Source organism: Propylenella binzhouense, from assembly GCF_009866965.1.
Lineage (GTDB): Bacteria > Pseudomonadota > Alphaproteobacteria > Rhizobiales > Afifellaceae > Propylenella > Propylenella binzhouense.
Genome location: NZ_SPKJ01000011.1, coordinates 12,567 through 28,962 on the forward strand (window position 1 = coordinate 12,567; position 16,396 = coordinate 28,962).

Here is a 16,396-nt window from a genome sequence, read left to right on the forward strand (position 1 = left end):
GCTCGCTCCGGCATGATCCGACTCGTTCTTTCCATCCTGTTCGCGGCTGCCTCGCTCGTCGCGCAGGCATCCGCGGCCACCGTCTCCGATCTGCGCCTGATCGGGGATGCCGGGCGCACGCGCCTGGTGGTCGACGTGTCGAACGAGCCCGAGTTCGCGCTGCTCCGCCTCACCGATCCCTATCGGCTGATCGTCGACCTGCCGGACGTCGAGTTCGCGGTCGCTTCCGGAGCCGGGGAGGGACGGGGGCTTGTTGCCGACTTCCGCTACGGCCTCATCGAGGCGGGCAAGGGGCGGATCGTGCTCGACCTCACGGGCCCGGTCTCGGTCGCGCGGAGCTTCGTCCTCCCGCCCGCCGGTCCGCAGCCGGCGCGGCTCGTCGTCGACCTCGTCCCGGCCGAGGCCGGCGCCTATGCGGAAGCGGCCGAGGCGGACAAGGAGAAGGTGGCGGAGGCCGAGCCGTCGGAGGCGGTCGTCACGGAACAGGCCGCGCCGCGCTCCCGCCCCGTGGTCGTCATCGATCCGGGCCACGGCGGCATCGATTCCGGCGCGACCGGCGACAAGGGCCTGCTCGAGAAGGACGTGACGCTCGCCTTCGCCCGCGCCGTGGCGGACAAGCTGCGCGAGGGCGGGCACGTGCAAGCGTTCATGACGCGCGACAAGGACGAGTTCCTCTCCCTCAACGAGCGCGTGGAAGTCGCGCGGGCGCACCACGCCAGCCTCTTCGTCTCGATCCACGCCGATACGGTGCGGCAGGACTATGTGCGCGGGGCGACGGTCTACACCGTCTCGGAAGAGGCGTCGGACGCGCTCGCCGCGGCAGTGGCCGAGCGCGAGAACAAGTCCGACATCCTCGCCGGCCTGTCGATCGAGGACCAGCCCGACGAAGTCGCCACGATTCTGTTCGATCTCGCCAGGCGCGAGACCAAGAACGTCTCGGTGCGGTTCGCCAGGGTGCTCGTCGACGATCTCAGGAGCGACGTTCCGCTCAACAAGAGCCCCTGGCGCCGCGCCGCATTCCGTGTCCTGCGCGCCCCCGACGTGCCGTCCGTCCTGCTGGAGCTCGGATACCTCTCCAATCAGGACGACGAGGCGCTGCTGACCTCGCCGGAATGGCGGGAGAAGACGGCGGAAAGGGTGGCGCGTGCGATCGAGCGCTTCATGACCGGCAGCATCGCATCCGGCCAGTGATGGACGCGCCGGGTGTGGTAAGATGGCGACGCTCGCGGGCGGGAAGGAACGAATTCTCCCGACGCCCAAGTTTCATCACAAACCTGCCCGATGCCGGCGTAAGTCGGTTCGTCCGCGACCGAACATGAGGCTTTCCCGCTAATGCTGCTGCGCATCTTCGGCTACATCTTCGGCATCGGGGTCTTCCTGGTGCTGCTCGTCGCCGGCGGCGTCGCCCTGGTGCTGCACAAGTACGACCAGGAACTGCCCGATTTCGACGTGCTGGCGAAGTACGAGCCGCCCGTCATGACCCGGATCCACGCCGCGGACGGGCAGCTCGTCGCCGAATATGCGCGCGAGCGCCGCCTCTATCTGCCGATCCAGGCCGTGCCGGATCTCGTCAAGGCGGCGTTCCTCTCGGCCGAGGACAAGAACTTCTACGACCATGGCGGGATCGATTTCGAGGGCGTCGTCCGCGCCGTTGCGACCAATCTCCGCAACCGCGGCTCCGGCCGGCGTCCGGTCGGCGCCTCCACGATCACGCAGCAGGTGGCGAAGAACTTCCTGCTTTCGAACGAGGTCAGCTACGAGCGGAAGATCAAGGAAGCGCTGCTGGCGCTCCGGATCGAGCAGGCCTATTCCAAGGACCGCATTTTCGAGCTCTACCTGAACGAGATCTATCTCGGTCTCGGCTCCTACGGCATCGCGGCGGCGGCCCTCAACTATTTCGACAAGTCGGTGAACGAGCTCACCATCGCCGAGGCGGCCTATCTCGCCGCCCTGCCCAAGGCCCCCGAGAACTACAACCCGTTCCGCGCCAAGGAGCGCGCGATCGAACGGCGGAACTGGGTGATCGACCGCCTCGTCGAGAACGGCTACATCCGCGCCTCGGACGGCGAGGCGGCAAAGGCCGAGGACCTCGACGTGACGCCCCGGCCGCGCGGCACTTATCTCTTCGCGTCGGAGTTCTTCGCCGAGGAGACCCGGCGCAACCTCATCGACATGTTCGGCGCCGAGAAGCTCTACGAGGGCGGTCTCTCGGTTCGCACCAGCCTCGACCCGAAGCTGCAGCGGCTGGCCCGGAAGGCGCTCCAGCACGGCCTCATCAAGTTCGACCAGGCGCGCGGCTTCCGGGGCCCGGTGAAGACCATCGACATCGCCGGCGACTGGGGGGAGAAGCTCGGCGAGGTCCCGGCCCTTTCCGACGTTCCCGAATGGCGCCTCGCGGTGGTGCTGGCGAGCGGCAGCGGCGAGGCCGAGATCGGGCTCCAGCCCGATCGCCTCCCGTCCGGGCGGCTCTCCAAGGAGCGCGCGACCGGCGTCATCCCGCTCTCCGAGATGAAATGGGCGAAGCGCGGCGCCAAGTCGGTCGCGAGCGTTCTGAGCCCCGGCGACGTCGTCTATGTCGAGGCCGTCCCGGACGAGCGCGGCACCTATATGCTGCGCCAGCCCCCGGAGGTGGAGGGCGCGCTCGTCGCAATGGACCCCTATACCGGGCGCGTGCTGGCGATGGTCGGCGGCTTCTCCTTCGCGGAGACCGAGTTCAACCGGGCGACCCAGGCCTGGCGGCAGCCGGGCTCCTCGTTCAAGCCGTTCGTCTATTCCGCCGCCCTCGACAACGGCTACACGCCGTCCTCGGTCGTGCTCGACGCGCCGATCGAGATCCGGTCCGGCAACGACGTCTGGAGGCCGGAAAACTATGGCGGCAAGTTCTACGGCCCTTCGACGCTCCGGGTCGGAATCGAGAAGTCGCGGAACGTGATGACCGTGCGCCTCGCCAAGGACATGGGCATGCCGCTCGTGGCCGAGTACGCGAAGCGGTTCGGCATCTACGACAAGCTCGGGCTCTATTTGCCGATGGCGCTCGGCGCGGGCGAGACCACGGTGCTGAGGATGGTGACGGGCTATTCGATGATCGCGAATGGCGGGCGCCGGATCACGCCGACCCTGATCGACCGCATCCAGGACCGCTTCGGCCGGACCATCTACCAGCACGACCAGCGCAAGTGCGACGGCTGCAACGCCGAGGACTGGCACGACCAGCCCGAGCCGCAGCTCGTCGACGAGCGCGAGCAGGTGCTCGACCCGATGACCGCCTACCAGATCACGTCGATGATGGAGGGCGTCGTGCAGCGCGGGACGGGCACCGTGGTGAAGGCCGTCGGCAAGCCGATCGCCGGCAAGACCGGCACCACCAACGACGAGAAGGACGCCTGGTTCGTCGGCTTCTCGCCGGATCTCGTGGCAGGCGTCTATATCGGCTACGACAAGCCGCGTCCGATGGGCCACGGCTCCACCGGCGGCGTGCTCGCGGCGCCGATCTTCACGGAATTCATGACGGCGGCGCTCGCCGACAAGCCGGCAAAGCCGTTCCAGGTGCCGCCGGGAATCCAGCTCATCCCGATCGACATCCGCACCGGGATGCAGACGGCCGGCAAGGGCAACGGCGTCATCCTGGAAGCCTTCAAGCCGGGGACGGCGCCGCCGACGAGCTATTCGATCATCGGCTACCAGGATTCCATGGGGCGGCCTGCGGCGGTCTCGCCGGAGGCCGACAAGGCGGTTGCCACTGGCACTGGCGGCCTCTACTGATCGCACCTAGTTCGAGAGGGGCGCGGGCTGCGGTCCGCGCCCCTTTGCCATTCGGGATTGGAATCATGCGCGCTGAAACCGAAGCCAGAATCGCCGAGATCCGGGACGCCATGAACCTCATACGGAGGCATCTTTGACTGGGATGTCGCGGAACGACGCCTCGCCGAACTGAACGCCCGGGTCGAGGATCCCAACCTCTGGAACGACGCCGAGGAAGCCCAGGGCGTCATGCGGGAGCGCCAGAAGCTCGACAGCGCGATCGGTGCCGTCAGGGCGATGGAGCGCGAGCTCGACGAGAATATCGAACTGATCGAGCTCGGCACCGAGGAGGGTGACGAGACCGTCGTCGCGGATGCCGAGGGGGCAATCGCGGAGCTTGCGCAATCCGCCGCCCGGCGCCAGGTCGAGACGCTCCTGTCCGGGGAGGCTGACGGCAACGACACCTACCTCGAAGTCCATGCAGGCGCGGGCGGAACGGAGAGCCAGGACTGGGCCGAGATGCTCCTGCGCATGTACACGCGCTGGGCGGAGCGGCGCGGCTACAAGGTCGAGGTGCTGGAATACCACGCCGGCGAGGAGGCCGGCATCAAGTCGGCGACGCTCCTCGTCAAGGGCGAGAACGCCTATGGTTGGCTGAAGACGGAATCGGGCGTGCACCGGCTCGTCCGCATTTCGCCCTATGACAGCCAGGCGCGCCGGCACACGAGCTTCGCAAGCGTCTGGGTCTATCCCGTCGTCGACGATTCGATCGACATCCAGATCAATGAGAGCGAGGTGCGCGTCGACACCTACCGCGCGTCCGGCGCCGGCGGCCAGCACATCAACACGACCGATTCGGCTGTCCGCCTCACGCATATCCCGTCCGGGATCGTCGTCGCCTGCCAGAGCGAGCGCTCGCAGCACAAGAACAGGGCGACCGCCTGGTCGATGCTGAAGGCGCGCCTCTACGAGGCGGAGCTCAAGAAGCGGGAAGAGGCGGCGATGGCGCAGGAGGCCACCAAGAGCGAGATCGGCTGGGGCCACCAGATCCGCTCCTACGTGCTGCAGCCCTATCAGCTCGTGAAGGATCTCCGGACCAGCATGGAGAGCACGACGCCGTCCGAGGTGCTCGACGGCGACCTAGACCCGTTCATGGAAGCGGCGCTCGCCCAGCGCATCATCGGCGGCGCGGAAGCCGCCGACGCCGCGCAATAGGGACGAGGACGCCGCTCAGATCGCGCCGCCGGCCGCGAGATAGATGCGCGGATCGACGGCGTCGCCGCTGCGCCTCGTCTCATAATGGAGATGCGGACCGGTCGAGCGGCCGGTCGATCCGACCCGCCCGATCACCGATCCCGTCTCCACCTGGTCGCCCTTCTCGACGAGGATCGCCGAAAGGTGCCCGTACCGGGTCGTTATCCCGTTGGTGTGCTGGATCTCGATGCAGCGCCCGTAGCCGCCGTTCCAGCCGGCGAAAATGACCTTGCCGGGCGCGGTGGCGTGGACTTCCGTGCCGACGCCGGCTCGGAAGTCGATGCCCGCGTGCATCGCCGGCCGGCGCAGGAACGGGTCGTCCCTGTAGCCGAACCCGCTCGTCACCTCCGCGCCCGGGATCGGCGCGCTGAGCGGGACGGAAGCCACCCGGCTCCGGAGCTTCGTGATTTCATCAAGCGTGCGGCCGAGCATCTGCAGCCGGTCCACGAAATGGAGCTTCGCGGGAACGAAGGGGCCGCCCATATCGGTGCTCGTCCCGGGAAGTCCGACCTTCGTGAGAACGCCGGAGAGCCGCTCGATCTCCGCCTCCGATGCGGCGCCGAGGGCCTCGATCGTGGCGACCTGGAGACTTTCCGAGCGGTCGATCTTGGACTGCACGTCCTTCAGCATGCGGCGCGCGCCTTCGCGCGAGGCCGGAAGCGCGTCGGCCGGCGCCTTGCGCAGCACGGTGCCGGTGATGATGTCGGCAGCCGGCTGGTCCGACGGGACATAGGCCATCGGCGCCGCCGCGCGGGGTTCAGGCGCGGTACTTGCCGCAAGGTTCGGCTTCGGGACGGGCTTCGGCGCCGTGCCGGCGGTGATGCCGAGCCCCGCGCGGCGCGCCTTGCCGATGATCTGGTCGAGCACGGCCTGCCGGTGCTCCATGACCTCCTGGCGGTCGATCAGGAAGCCGATCTGCTCCTCCACGCCCTGCGATTCGACGAGATGCTTGCTCGTGACGCGGTCGATCTCCGACCGGAGCCGCGCGATGCGCTCCTCGTACTCGTCCTCGAGCTCGTGCTGACGCGCGGCCGCGGTCCCGAGCAGGTCGTCGCGGTAGAGCAGGTAGGCCGTGGCACCGACATAGCCGACGCCGAACATCAGGAAGGTGCCCACCACCGTGCCGAACACCCAGGGGCGGAGCACGTAGGTGGCGGTCTTGCCCCCTCGCGTTATGCTGACTCGCGGCAGTTCCTTGCGTCGTCCGAACGGTCTGGTCTGCTGGGTCGGATGGATCATTCGCCGGGGGCCGCGCTCTGAGAGAATGCGGTCCGACCATGATCAATCAAGGTTAATGGAAGGTTCTCCGAGGCGGCAAAGGATGAGGAAATTCCGCCGCCGGACGCCGGGCGGGAGGCGCGCCCGAAGGCTCTCGCGCCTCCGCCTCTCCGGGTCAGGCGATCGCGCGCGCCGCCGCCAGGACCTCGTCGACGTGGCCGGGAACCTTAACGTTCCGCCAGATGCGGGCGATCCTGCCGTCCTTGCCGATCAGGAAGGTGGACCGCTCCACGCCCATATAGGTGCGGCCATACATCGACTTCTGCTTCCACACGCCGTAGGCGTTGAGCATGTCCTTGCTCTCGTCCGAGGCGAGCGCGATCTTCAGGTCGTATTTGGCCTTGAACTTGTCGTGGCTCTCGGCGGAGTCCGGGGAGACGCCCACCAGCACCACGCCCAGCCTGTCGAATTCCGGCTTGCTCTCGCTGAAGGCCTGCGCCTCGAGCGTGCAGCCGCTCGTGTCGTCCTTGGGGTAGAAGTAGACCACCACGGGCTTCCCCTTCTGCTCCGCCAGCTCGAAGCGGCCGCCGCCATCCGTCGCGAGCGCGAAATCGGGGGCTGCGTCCCCCTCCGAAACGGTGGTTTCCGTCGTCATCGTTTTGACCCCTTTCTCCGCCAAGCAGGCTCGCCGATCATCGCCGCTGCTCGGCGAAGCTGAATCGTGTATCAACTTGATTTGCAAGCCTCGGCGAGCTCCGTGCCCAGGTGCGCCGCGCGGAGACCATGCTGCCGCTGACGAGATTGCGTTCATCCGAGACCGGGCCGGTGCCGCCGCTGAGGAGACGGTTCAGATGGGCGAAGCGCGCCTGTCTTTCCGTCGCCATCCTCATCGTGGCCGCCTTCGTCGGCGTCGGAATCCTCGTCTACCAGATCAGTGCCGGCACGATCGAATCGTCCTTCCTCCGCGACCGGATCGCGGCGGCCATCGCCGCCAGGCTGCCGGCGGGCTCGCAGCTGAGCGTCGGGCGGACGACGATCGGCGTCCGGCGTGGGGAGGGGCTCGCCGTCGACGCCGGCGACATCGCGATCGCCATCCCCGACGGGCTGCGGCTCCGCGCAACCTCGATCTCCACGCTCGCCGATGTGCGGGCGATCGTTTCCGGGCGGATCGACCTCAATTCCATCAAGGTTGCCGGCCTTGAGCTGACCGTGCCGATACCCGGCGAGACGGCGCCGGTCGAGAACTACGTCGACGAGGTCCGGCGGGTGGCGCGCCTCGTCGGCTCGCAGATCGCGGCGGCCGATCGCACCCTCCGCAAGGCCGGGCTCGAGGATCTCGCTGTCGCCGATGCGACGTTGCGCTTCGCCGGCGCGCCCGCTTACCTGCCGAACCGGCTCGCCATCTCGGATGCGAGCTGGATGCCGTTCCAGGGCGGGCGGAGCAAGGTCTGGCTCGCGCTCGCGGGAGAAGCCGGCCCGTCCTCCAGCGTGACGCTCGAATACGGCCCCGGGGCGGAAGGGTCGAGCATTGCCGAACTCGCCATCTCGGATCTCACCGCCGGCATGGTCGTCCCGGAGCTCGGCGATGCGGACGCCGCTCCCGGCCTGACCGCCCCCGCCGACCTGCGCGCGACGATCGCGATCGGCGAGAGCGGAGACCTTCTCGGCGCTACCGCCGACCTGCTTCTCGGCGCCGGCGAGGTGCGGCTCTCGGAGAAGGACAAGATCGCGCTCGAGCACGCTTCGTTCGAGCTTGCGATCCCGGCAGCGGGCGACACGGTCGCCCTTCGCCGCGGCGAGATTCGGACCGGCGGGGCCGGGTTCGTCTTCGCGGGCGGCCTCACGGCCGGGGGCACGGGCGACCGGATCAGGGTCGCCGGCCGGCTCGGCAGCGGCTTCGTCGAGCCCGGCGGCACCGCCGGCCGGGTGAACCTCGCGGGCGGCTCGCTCGCCCTCGTCCTCGACGCCGCAAAGAAGACGCTCGCGATCGAAAAGCTCGAGGTGATCGCCGAGAAGGGGAATGCGTCGGTGGTGGGACAGCTCAGCCTCGATGGCCCGGCCGCCGGTCTGTCTCTGGCGGTTTCGGCGAGCGAGATGCCGGCCGAGACGCTGCGTGCGCTCTGGCCGCCCTTCGTTTCGCCGAAGGCGCGCGACTGGGTGGCGCAGCACGTCATCTCCGGGGTGGCAGGACCGGCCACGATCAGCGTTGCGCTGCCGCTCGACCATCTCGGCGAGAACGGGCGGGACAAGGTGCTGCCGAGCTACGGCATCGTCTCGAAGATCCCGTTCCGGGACGCCGTCTTCACGCCGCTCGATTATTTTCCGCCGGTTTCCGGCGGCCGCGGCGAGGTGGAACTCGCCAATGCGACGGCGACGATCCGGGCGGAAGGCGGGCAGATCGCGGTGCCGGGGCGCGGCGAGATCGACATCACGGGCACGGAGCTCAGCATCCCGGAGCTCGGCAGGCCCGGCGCGATCGGCATCGTGTCGCTCAAGTCGGCCGGTCCCGTCCGGGCCCTTGCCACGCTCGCCGACACGCCTCCCTTCGACATCCTGGCGCGCCGCGGCATCCCGCCCGACACGCTCTCCGGCACGGCGAAGCTGGAGCTCCGCGCGGTCGCGCATCTCGAGGGCGGTCTCCTCGACGAGGTCGTGCCCGAGCTCGCGCTGTCGCTCAAGGACTTCGCCGGCGCGGAGCCGATCGAAGGCAAGATGATCGAGGACGGCGATCTCGTCCTGAAGGGGGCGCAGAACGTCTATACCTTGACCGGCGAGGCCCGGATCGAGGGCATGAAGGCGTCGCTCGACCTCACCCTCGGGGACGGCGCGACGGGCACCAACGACATCACGCTGACGCTCGACGACGCCGCACGCCGCAGGCTCGGCATCGATCTCGGCGAGCTGCTCAAGGGTCCGGTCGAGGCCGTCGTGACCCGCGTCGACGAGACCCGGCAGGCGGTGAAGCTCGACCTCACGAAGGCGCGCATCCGCATTTCGGCGCTGGGCTGGGAGAAGGGGCCGGGCGTCCCGGCCAAGGCGACGATGCGGCTCGACCGGCACGACGACGAGATCGTCCTCTCCGACTTCAAGGTCGACGGCGAGGGCTTCGGCGCAGACGGCGAAGCCGTCATTTCCGGCGGCCGGCTGTCCTCGCTCGCATTGAAGCACGTGAAGCTGCGCCCGGAGGACGATTTCGCCGTGACGGCGAAGGCGACGGGCAGCGGGTATCTGGTCGAGGCCTCCGGCGAAAGCTTCGATGCGCGGGCACTGCTCGCCTTCGGGAGCGGGGGCGGCTCGAAATCCGAGACCCCGATCACGCTGAACCTCGCCTTCGACCGCGTGGTCGGCCAGAGCGGGACCTCGCTGGAGGACCTCGACGCCAGACTGAAACTCTCGGGCCAGGGGATCAGCTCGATGTCGCTCGAGGCGGGTCTCAGCGGCGGAAACAAGGTCACCGGATCGGTAACGCCCGATGGTGCGAAGCGCCGCTGGACGCTCCATTCGACGAACGGGGGGGCGCTGCTGCGCTTTGCCGGGATCTACGAGAAGCTGTCCGGCGGCGAACTCAGCCTCGATTTTCTGGGCGGGGCGGGAGAGGCGCCGGGCAGCGGGCTCCTCCGGCTCGTCGATTTCCGGGTTCTGAACGAGAAGGCGCTGGCCGAGGTCATCAAGCATCCCGCCGGACCCGGCCGCCGGGGCGCCGCCCAGGGCGTGCAGCCCGGCGCGATGAGCTTCACCGAGCTCCACGTGCCGTTCCGGACGAGCCGCGGCGACATCCTGATCGACGACGCCTATCTCCGCGGCCCCTCGCTCGGCGGAACGGGGGCCGGCACGATCGACATCGACGGCCGGAAGCTCACGATCACCGGGACCCTGGTGCCGGCGTTCGGGCTCAACAACATCGCCGGAGCGCTCCCGATCATCGGGGCGATCCTCGGAGGCGGCCGCAACGAGGGCCTGGTCGGGATCACGTTCAAGCTGGACGGCCCCCTGGACGCGCCCACCATGTCGGTGAATCCGATGTCAGCGATCGCGCCGGGAATCCTGCGGAAGCTGTTCGCCTATCAGTAGCCGACGCGGACCAAGGCGTGCTTCTTGCGCCCGAGCGAGAGCTTGATGGTCCCGTCCGCCCCGACCTGGCCGGCGCCGAGGATCATCCGCTCGTCCGAGATCACGTCGCCGTTCACGCGCACCGCACCGCTCTTCAGCTGCCGGCGGACCTCGCCGTTCGAAGCGGCGAGGCCGGCCCGCACGAAGGCGGAGAGCACGCCGAGATCGCCGAGCTCCGAAGCCGGGATCTCGAAGCTGGGCAGCGCGTCGCCCGCAGCCCCTTCCTCGAAGGTGCGCCGGGCCGTCTCGGCCGCCTCGACGGCAGCTTCGCGTCCGTGGAGAAGGGCGGTGGCCTCCGTCGCCAGGACCTTCTTCGCCTCGTTGATTTCCTGGCCGTCGAGCGCCTCCAGACGCGCGATCTCCGCCATCGGAAGCTCGGTGAAGAGGCGCAGGAAGCGGCCGACATCGGCGTCGGCCGTGTTCCGCCAGAACTGCCAGTACTCGAACGGCGACAACAGATCCGGGTTGAGCCAGACGGCTCCCGAGGCCGTCTTGCCCATCTTCGTCCCGGCCGCGGTCGTCAGCAGCGGCGTCGTCAGCGCGAAGAGCTGGGCGTCGTCCATGCGCCGGCCGAGATCGATGCCGTTGACGATGTTGCCCCACTGGTCGGAACCGCCCATCTGCAGCCGGCAGCCGTAGCGCCGGTGGAGCTCGACGAAGTCGTAGGCCTGCAGGATCATGTAGTTGAACTCGAGGAACGAAAGCGGCTGCTCGCGCTCGAGCCGGAGTTTCACCGAGTCCATCGAGAGCATCCGGTTCACCGAGAAATGGCGGCCGACATCGCGCAGGAACGCGATGTAGTTGAGGCCGAGCAGCCATTCGGCGTTGTCGACCATGACGGCGTCGCTTTCGCCCTCGCCGAAGGTGAGGAACCGCGCGAAGACGCGCCGTATGCTCTCCTTGTTCGCTTCGATCGTCTCGGGCGTCAGGATCTGACGGGTCTCGTCGCGCCCTGACGGATCGCCCACACGCGTGGTTCCGCCGCCCATCAGCGCGATCGGCCGATGGCCGCATCTCTGGAACCAGCGCAGCATCATGATCGAGAGCAGGTGGCCGACATGGAGGCTGGGGCCCGTACAGTCGAAGCCGACATAGGCGGTCACCGAGCCCCGCGACAGGAGGGCGTCGAGATCGTCCGGCTCGGAGCACTGGTGGATGAAGCCGCGCTCCTGCAGGATCGTGAGAAATTCGGATCGGAAAGCCATGGCGAGACGCTTGCGTTTCTGGTCGTGCCCAGCGCACGTTCGGGCGGGCTCTTACCACGGCCAAGGCGGCACGGCACTGGCTTAGGCACATGGCGGAAATGCAAACCGCGATCGGACTGATGAGCGGCACCTCGCTCGACGGCGTCGACGTGGCGCTGATCGCGACCGACGGAGAGCGGATCGCCGAGCTCGGTCCCGCGCGAACCTATCCCTATTCCGCTTCCGATCGGGCATGCCTGAAGCGGGCGCTCGACGCCGCTCCGGGCGCGACGGACCGGAACGATCGTCCTCCGGAGCTTGCCGAGGCCGAACGGCTCGTCACGGACCGGCACGCCGAAGCGGTCGCCGCCTTCCTCGCGGAATCCGGGCGAAAGGGCCGGGTCGACATCATCGGCTTCCACGGCCAGACCGTGCTGCACGATCCGGGCCGCGGCCTCACGATCCAGATCGGCGACGGGCAGGCACTCGCCGATCGCACCCGGATCCCCGTGGTCTGGGACATGCGCGCGGCGGACGTCGCGGCGGGCGGGCAGGGGGCGCCGCTCGTGCCGGTCTTCCACCGCGCGCTGGTCGCGCGTTCGGGCCTCGCAGGCCCGGTCGTGGTGGCGAATATCGGCGGCGTCTCGAACGTCACGTTCGTGGGCGGCGACGGCACGCTCCTCGCCTTCGACGCGGGCCCGGGCAACGCGCTCATCGACGACTGGATGCTGGCGCGGACCGGCGAGCCGGTCGACCGCGACGGCAGGGTGGCCGCGGGCGGCACGCCGCACGAGGAGCTCGTCCGGCTCTTCCTGACCGACCCGTTCTTCGCCCTCGCACCGCCGAAGTCGCTCGACCGCGCTCATTTCGACCTTGCGGCTCTCGGCGATCTCGAGACGGCGGACGGCGCTGCGACGCTCGCCCATGTCACCGCCGCCGCGCTGGCGGCCGCGACGATTCACCTTCCGGAACCACCGCGCGCCTGGATCGTCTGCGGCGGCGGACGCCGCAACCCCTACCTCATGCGCGCGCTCGGCGAGCGCCTCGCATGCCCGGTCAGCCCCGCCGAGGCGATCGGCTTCGACGGCGATGCCGTCGAGGCGCAGGCCTTCGGCTTCCTCGCAGTGCGGGCGGCGCGGGGCGAGCCGATCACGTTTCCGCAGACCACCGGCGTGCCACGGCCGATGCCGGGCGGCGTCCGCAGCGATCCGCGCCCGGCCTGAGCCTGGCCGTTCGCGTCAGACCGCCGCGGCGATCTTGGCGAGCCGCATGTCGAGATAGTGCGAGCAGGTCTCGATCAGCTCGTCCGTCTTGCTTTCGAAGAAATGGTTCGCGCCCGGAACCACGGCGTGGTCGATCACGATGCCCTTCTGCGCCTTCAGCTTGTCGACGAGACCCTGCACCGCGTCGGCGGGCGCGACCTTGTCCTGATCGCCCGCAATGATGAGGCCCGAGGACGGGCAGGGGGCAAGGAACGAGAAGTCGTAGAGGTTCGGCTGCGGCGCGATCGACATGAATCCCTCGACCTCGGGCCGGCGCATCAGCAGCTGCATGCCGATCCAGGCGCCGAACGAGAAGCCGGCGATCCAGACGCCGCGCGAATCCGGGTGCAGGCTCTGCACCCAGTCGAGCGCGGAGGCCGCGTCCGAAAGCTCACCCACGCCATGATCAAAATAGCCCTGGCTGCGGCCGACTCCCCGGAAGTTGAACCGGAGCGTCGTGAAGCCACGCTCCTGGAACATGTAGAAGAGCCGGTAGACGATCTGATTGTTCATCGTGCCGCCGAAGCGGGGATGCGGATGAAGAATCAGTGCGATCGGCGCAGTCTTCTTCTTTGCGGGCTGGTATCGGCCTTCAAGCCGGCCTTCCGGTCCGGCGAAGATGACCTCTGGCATATCTTCGATCCTGTCTAACGAACTGCGCGCGCGTCGGGGGATTCCTTGACACGCCTCGGCCTCGCGCCTACACCCAGTTTGGAATTGTTCAAAACTAGGTGGGTTCGCCCGGCCGGCGCCGCAAGGCCGCTATGTAAACACCAAAGCGCGGAGCGGATTCAAGTTTTTCGGGTGGCGAGAGAGCTGGCATGCGTGAGGCGCGCATCTATTTCGACGCGAATGCCGGGGTGCCTCTCACCGAGGAGGCGCGCTCGGCCGTGATTGCTGCGCTCGGTGTCTGCAATCCGTCGTCCGTCCATGCCGAGGGGCGCAGTGCGCGCCACCTGGTGGAGCAGGCGCGGTCGGCGGTGGCCGCGCTCGCGGGCGCCCGGCCCGACGCGGTGACCTTCACGAGCGGTGCGACGGAGGCCGCCGTCCATGCGCTTGCACCGGTCATTCTCGACGGCAGCCGGGAGTCCCGGGTCGGCGCGCTCTATGTCGGCGCCACGGAGCACCCTTGCGTCCTTGCCGGCGGCCGTATCGCGCGCGGCGCCACCCGGACCGTTCCCGTCGACCGGTCGGGTGTGGCGGATCTCGCCGCGCTCGAGGCGATGCTCCGCGACCATGGCGCGGAAGCGGGCGTGCCGCTCGTCGCCCTGATGCTCGCCAACAACGAGACCGGGGTCGTGCATCCCATCGCGGAGGCGGCTGCGATCGTGAAGCGGTACGGCGGCTATCTCCTCTGCGACGCGGTGCAGGGGGCCGGCCGCCTGCACCTCGACATCCGCGCGCTCGGCGCCGATTTCCTGACGATCTCGGCCCACAAGATCGGCGGTCCGCAGGGCGCGGGCGCGCTCGTGCTCGCCGACGAGGCAGTGCGCCCCGCGCCGCTCCTGAGCGGCGGCGGGCAGGAGCGGCGGCGCCGCGCCGGTACGGAAAATGTCGCCGCGGTCGCCGGCTTCGGCGTTGCGGCGCAGCACGCGCGACACCACATCTCGGAGGCCGGTCGCATCGCTTCACTGAGGAGCAGGCTCGAGGCCGGGCTGCGGACCGTCGCGCCGGGCGCGCTGATCATGGGCGAGACTGCCGAGCGCATCCCGAACACCACCCTCTTCGCGGTTCCGGGGATCGCGGCCGAGACGGCGGTGATCGCGTTCGACCTCGAAGGGGTCGCGGTGTCGGCGGGCGCCGCATGCTCTTCGGGCAAGGTCGCCGAGAGCCATGTTCTCCGCGCCATGGGCTTCGACCCGGAGCTTGCGCGGGCCGGCATCCGCGTCAGCCTGCCATTTGCGGCGGGCCAGGCGGAGGTGGATGAATTCGTTGGAATCTGGGGCGCGATCCATGCGCGCCTGCGGCCCGTCCGGGCCGCTTGAGAGGAATACAAGGAGAGGCGTATGCCAGCCGTTCAGGAAACCATCGAGCAGGTCCGCGCGCTCGATGTCGACAAGTACAAGTACGGCTTCGAGACGCAGATCGAATCCGACCTCGCGCCGAAGGGCCTGAACGAGGAGACCGTCCGTCTTATCTCGGCCAAGAAGGGCGAGCCGGAATGGATGACGGACTGGCGGCTCGAGGCGTTCCGGCGCTGGCAGACCATGTCGGAGCCGCAATGGGCGCGCGTCCACTACCCGAAGATCGACTACCAGGAGTTGCACTATTACGCGGCGCCGAAGTCGATGAGCGGGCCGAGGAGCCTTGACGAGGTCGACCCCGAGATCCTCGCCACCTACGAGAAGCTCGGAATTCCGCTGAAGGAGCAGGAGATTCTGGCGGGCGTCCGCAACGCCGAGACGGGCGACGGCCTCGACGGCGAAGGCGGCGGGGAATATGGCAGCGGGCGCGTCGCGGTCGATGCCGTGTTCGATTCCGTCTCCGTGGTGACCACCTTCAAGAAGGAGCTCGCCAAGGCCGGCGTCATCTTCATGCCGATCTCGGAGGCGATCCGCGAGCATCCCGAGCTCGTGCGGAAATATCTCGGCTCGGTGGTCCCGGTCAGCGACAATTTCTTCGCGACGCTGAACTCCGCGGTCTTCTCCGACGGCTCGTTCGTCTACATCCCGAAGGGCGTCCGCTGCCCGATGGAGCTCTCGACCTATTTCCGCATCAACGAGCGGAAGACCGGCCAGTTCGAGCGCACGCTGATCATCGCCGACGAGGGCTCCTATGTGAGCTACCTGGAAGGCTGCACGGCGCCCGTCCGGGACGAGCACCAGCTGCATGCGGCGGTCGTCGAGCTCGTCGCGCTCGACGACGCGGAGATCAAGTATTCCACCGTCCAGAACTGGTATCCGGGCGACGCCGAGGGCCGGGGCGGCGTCTACAATTTCGTGACGAAGCGCGGCGACTGCCGCGGCAGGAACGCCAAGATCTCGTGGACGCAGGTCGAAACCGGCTCCGCCATCACCTGGAAATATCCATCCTGCATCCTGCGCGGCGACGGGTCGCGCGGCGAGTTCTACTCGATCGCGATCTCAAACGGCCGCCAGCAGGTCGATTCCGGCACCAAGATGATCCATCTCGGCAAGAACACGTCGAGCCGCATCATCTCGAAGGGCATCGCCGCCGGCCGCTCCGACAACACCTATCGCGGGCTCGTCTCGGCGCACCGCAAGGCGTCCAACGCGCGCAACTTCACGCAGTGCGACTCGCTTCTCATCGGCGACAAGTGCGGCGCCCATACCGTGCCCTACATCGAATCGAAGAACGCGAGCGCGGTCTTCGAGCACGAGGCGACGACCTCCAAGATCTCCGACGACCAGATGTTCTACTGCCTGCAGCGCGGCATGAGCGAGGAGGAGGCGGTGGCGCTCATCGTCAATGGCTTCGTCCGCGACGTGCTGCAGCAGCTGCCGATGGAGTTCATGGCCGAGACGCAGAAGCTGATCGGCATCAGCCTCGAGGGCAGCGTCGGGTGACGGCGGAACCGGAGGAACCGGTTCCGGGGCGTCTTCGGGCCGTGCGCGGCCGCGCGGGCGGGACGGCGGACCGGAACGGGACCATGAGCGGCGCCTCCGC

The 16,396-nt window shown here is 68.5% G+C and carries 11 protein-coding genes; 7 read left to right on the forward strand and 4 right to left on the reverse strand.

Going from position 1 to position 16,396, the window contains the following annotated elements:
- Positions 1–12: 12 nt before the first annotated feature.
- The 3 genes from E4O86_RS05585 (at position 13) to prfB (ending at position 4,956) form a co-directional block, all read left to right on the forward strand.
- Entirely contained in the window at positions 13–1,191 is a 1,179-nt protein-coding gene (locus tag E4O86_RS05585; protein WP_161139537.1) for an N-acetylmuramoyl-L-alanine amidase, read from the forward strand.
- 141 nt (positions 1,192–1,332) lie between these two features.
- Entirely contained in the window at positions 1,333–3,762 is a 2,430-nt protein-coding gene (locus E4O86_RS05590) for a penicillin-binding protein 1A (protein ID WP_246206235.1), read from the forward strand.
- 65 nt (positions 3,763–3,827) lie between these two features.
- Positions 3,828–4,956 (forward strand): peptide chain release factor 2 gene (gene prfB / locus E4O86_RS05595; RefSeq protein WP_161139538.1). Its coding sequence is split into 2 segments (ribosomal slippage): positions 3,828–3,896 and positions 3,898–4,956, totalling 1,128 coding nucleotides; the frame shifts between segments, so codons are not numbered across the junction.
- A gap of 15 nt (positions 4,957–4,971) precedes the next feature.
- On the opposite strand, the gene E4O86_RS05600 is transcribed toward prfB, so the two are convergent.
- Both E4O86_RS05600 and E4O86_RS05605 read right to left on the reverse strand, forming a co-directional pair.
- A complete protein-coding gene (locus E4O86_RS05600; protein ID WP_161139539.1) occupies positions 4,972–6,234 on the reverse strand; it encodes a M23 family metallopeptidase in 1,263 nt (420 codons plus the stop codon).
- A 154-nt stretch (positions 6,235–6,388) separates the two neighbouring features.
- Complete coding sequence (locus tag E4O86_RS05605; protein WP_161139540.1) at positions 6,389–6,868, reverse strand: peroxiredoxin; 480 nt, start codon at positions 6,866–6,868, stop codon at positions 6,389–6,391.
- Positions 6,869–6,996: 128 nt separating this feature from the next.
- Between E4O86_RS05605 and E4O86_RS05610 the strand changes: the two genes are divergently transcribed.
- The gene (locus E4O86_RS05610) at positions 6,997–10,284 is read left to right on the forward strand and encodes an AsmA-like C-terminal region-containing protein (RefSeq protein WP_161139541.1); all 3,288 of its coding nucleotides are present in this window, start codon (positions 6,997–6,999) and stop codon (positions 10,282–10,284) included.
- Here the strand turns inward: E4O86_RS05610 and tyrS are convergent.
- The gene (tyrS, locus tag E4O86_RS05615; protein ID WP_161139542.1) at positions 10,278–11,528 is read right to left on the reverse strand and encodes a tyrosine--tRNA ligase; all 1,251 of its coding nucleotides are present in this window, start codon (positions 11,526–11,528) and stop codon (positions 10,278–10,280) included. The genes E4O86_RS05610 and tyrS overlap by 7 nt on opposite strands.
- Before the next feature lie 98 nt (positions 11,529–11,626).
- On the opposite strand from tyrS, the gene E4O86_RS05620 reads away from it, so the two are divergent.
- Positions 11,627–12,730 carry an anhydro-N-acetylmuramic acid kinase gene (locus tag E4O86_RS05620; RefSeq protein ID WP_161139584.1) on the forward strand — a complete coding sequence of 368 codons (1,104 nt, stop codon included), beginning with the start codon at positions 11,627–11,629 and terminating at the stop codon, positions 12,728–12,730.
- 15 nt (positions 12,731–12,745) lie between these two features.
- Here the strand turns inward: E4O86_RS05620 and E4O86_RS05625 are convergent, their stop codons facing one another.
- The gene (locus tag E4O86_RS05625) at positions 12,746–13,402 is read right to left on the reverse strand and encodes an alpha/beta hydrolase (RefSeq protein WP_161139543.1); all 657 of its coding nucleotides are present in this window, start codon (positions 13,400–13,402) and stop codon (positions 12,746–12,748) included.
- Positions 13,403–13,590: 188 nt separating this feature from the next.
- Between E4O86_RS05625 and E4O86_RS05630 the strand changes: the two genes are divergently transcribed.
- Positions 13,591–14,754 (forward strand): cysteine desulfurase family protein, encoded by a 1,164-nt coding sequence (locus E4O86_RS05630; RefSeq protein WP_161139544.1) that lies wholly within the window; start codon positions 13,591–13,593, stop codon positions 14,752–14,754.
- Between the two features lie 21 nt (positions 14,755–14,775).
- Positions 14,776–16,296: a Fe-S cluster assembly protein SufB gene (gene sufB, locus E4O86_RS05635; RefSeq protein ID WP_161139545.1), complete on the forward strand. Its 1,521-nt coding sequence runs from the start codon at positions 14,776–14,778 to the stop codon at positions 16,294–16,296.
- Positions 16,297–16,396: the final 100 nt, after the last annotated feature.

Coding starts and splice junctions, on each gene's coding strand:
- sufB (WP_161139545.1), top strand. CDS start 14,776: ATGCCAGCCGTTCAGGAAACCATCGAGCAGGTCCGCGCGCTCGATGTC.
- E4O86_RS05600 (WP_161139539.1), bottom strand. CDS start 6,234: ATGATCCATCCGACCCAGCAGACCAGACCGTTCGGACGACGCAAGGAA.
- E4O86_RS05625 (WP_161139543.1), bottom strand. CDS start 13,402: ATGCCAGAGGTCATCTTCGCCGGACCGGAAGGCCGGCTTGAAGGCCGA.
- tyrS (WP_161139542.1), bottom strand. CDS start 11,528: ATGGCTTTCCGATCCGAATTTCTCACGATCCTGCAGGAGCGCGGCTTC.
- E4O86_RS05620 (WP_161139584.1), top strand. CDS start 11,627: ATGCAAACCGCGATCGGACTGATGAGCGGCACCTCGCTCGACGGCGTC.
- E4O86_RS05610 (WP_161139541.1), top strand. CDS start 6,997: ATGCTGCCGCTGACGAGATTGCGTTCATCCGAGACCGGGCCGGTGCCG.
- E4O86_RS05605 (WP_161139540.1), bottom strand. CDS start 6,868: ATGACGACGGAAACCACCGTTTCGGAGGGGGACGCAGCCCCCGATTTC.
- E4O86_RS05590 (WP_246206235.1), top strand. CDS start 1,333: ATGCTGCTGCGCATCTTCGGCTACATCTTCGGCATCGGGGTCTTCCTG.
- E4O86_RS05630 (WP_161139544.1), top strand. CDS start 13,591: ATGCGTGAGGCGCGCATCTATTTCGACGCGAATGCCGGGGTGCCTCTC.
- E4O86_RS05585 (WP_161139537.1), top strand. CDS start 13: ATGATCCGACTCGTTCTTTCCATCCTGTTCGCGGCTGCCTCGCTCGTC.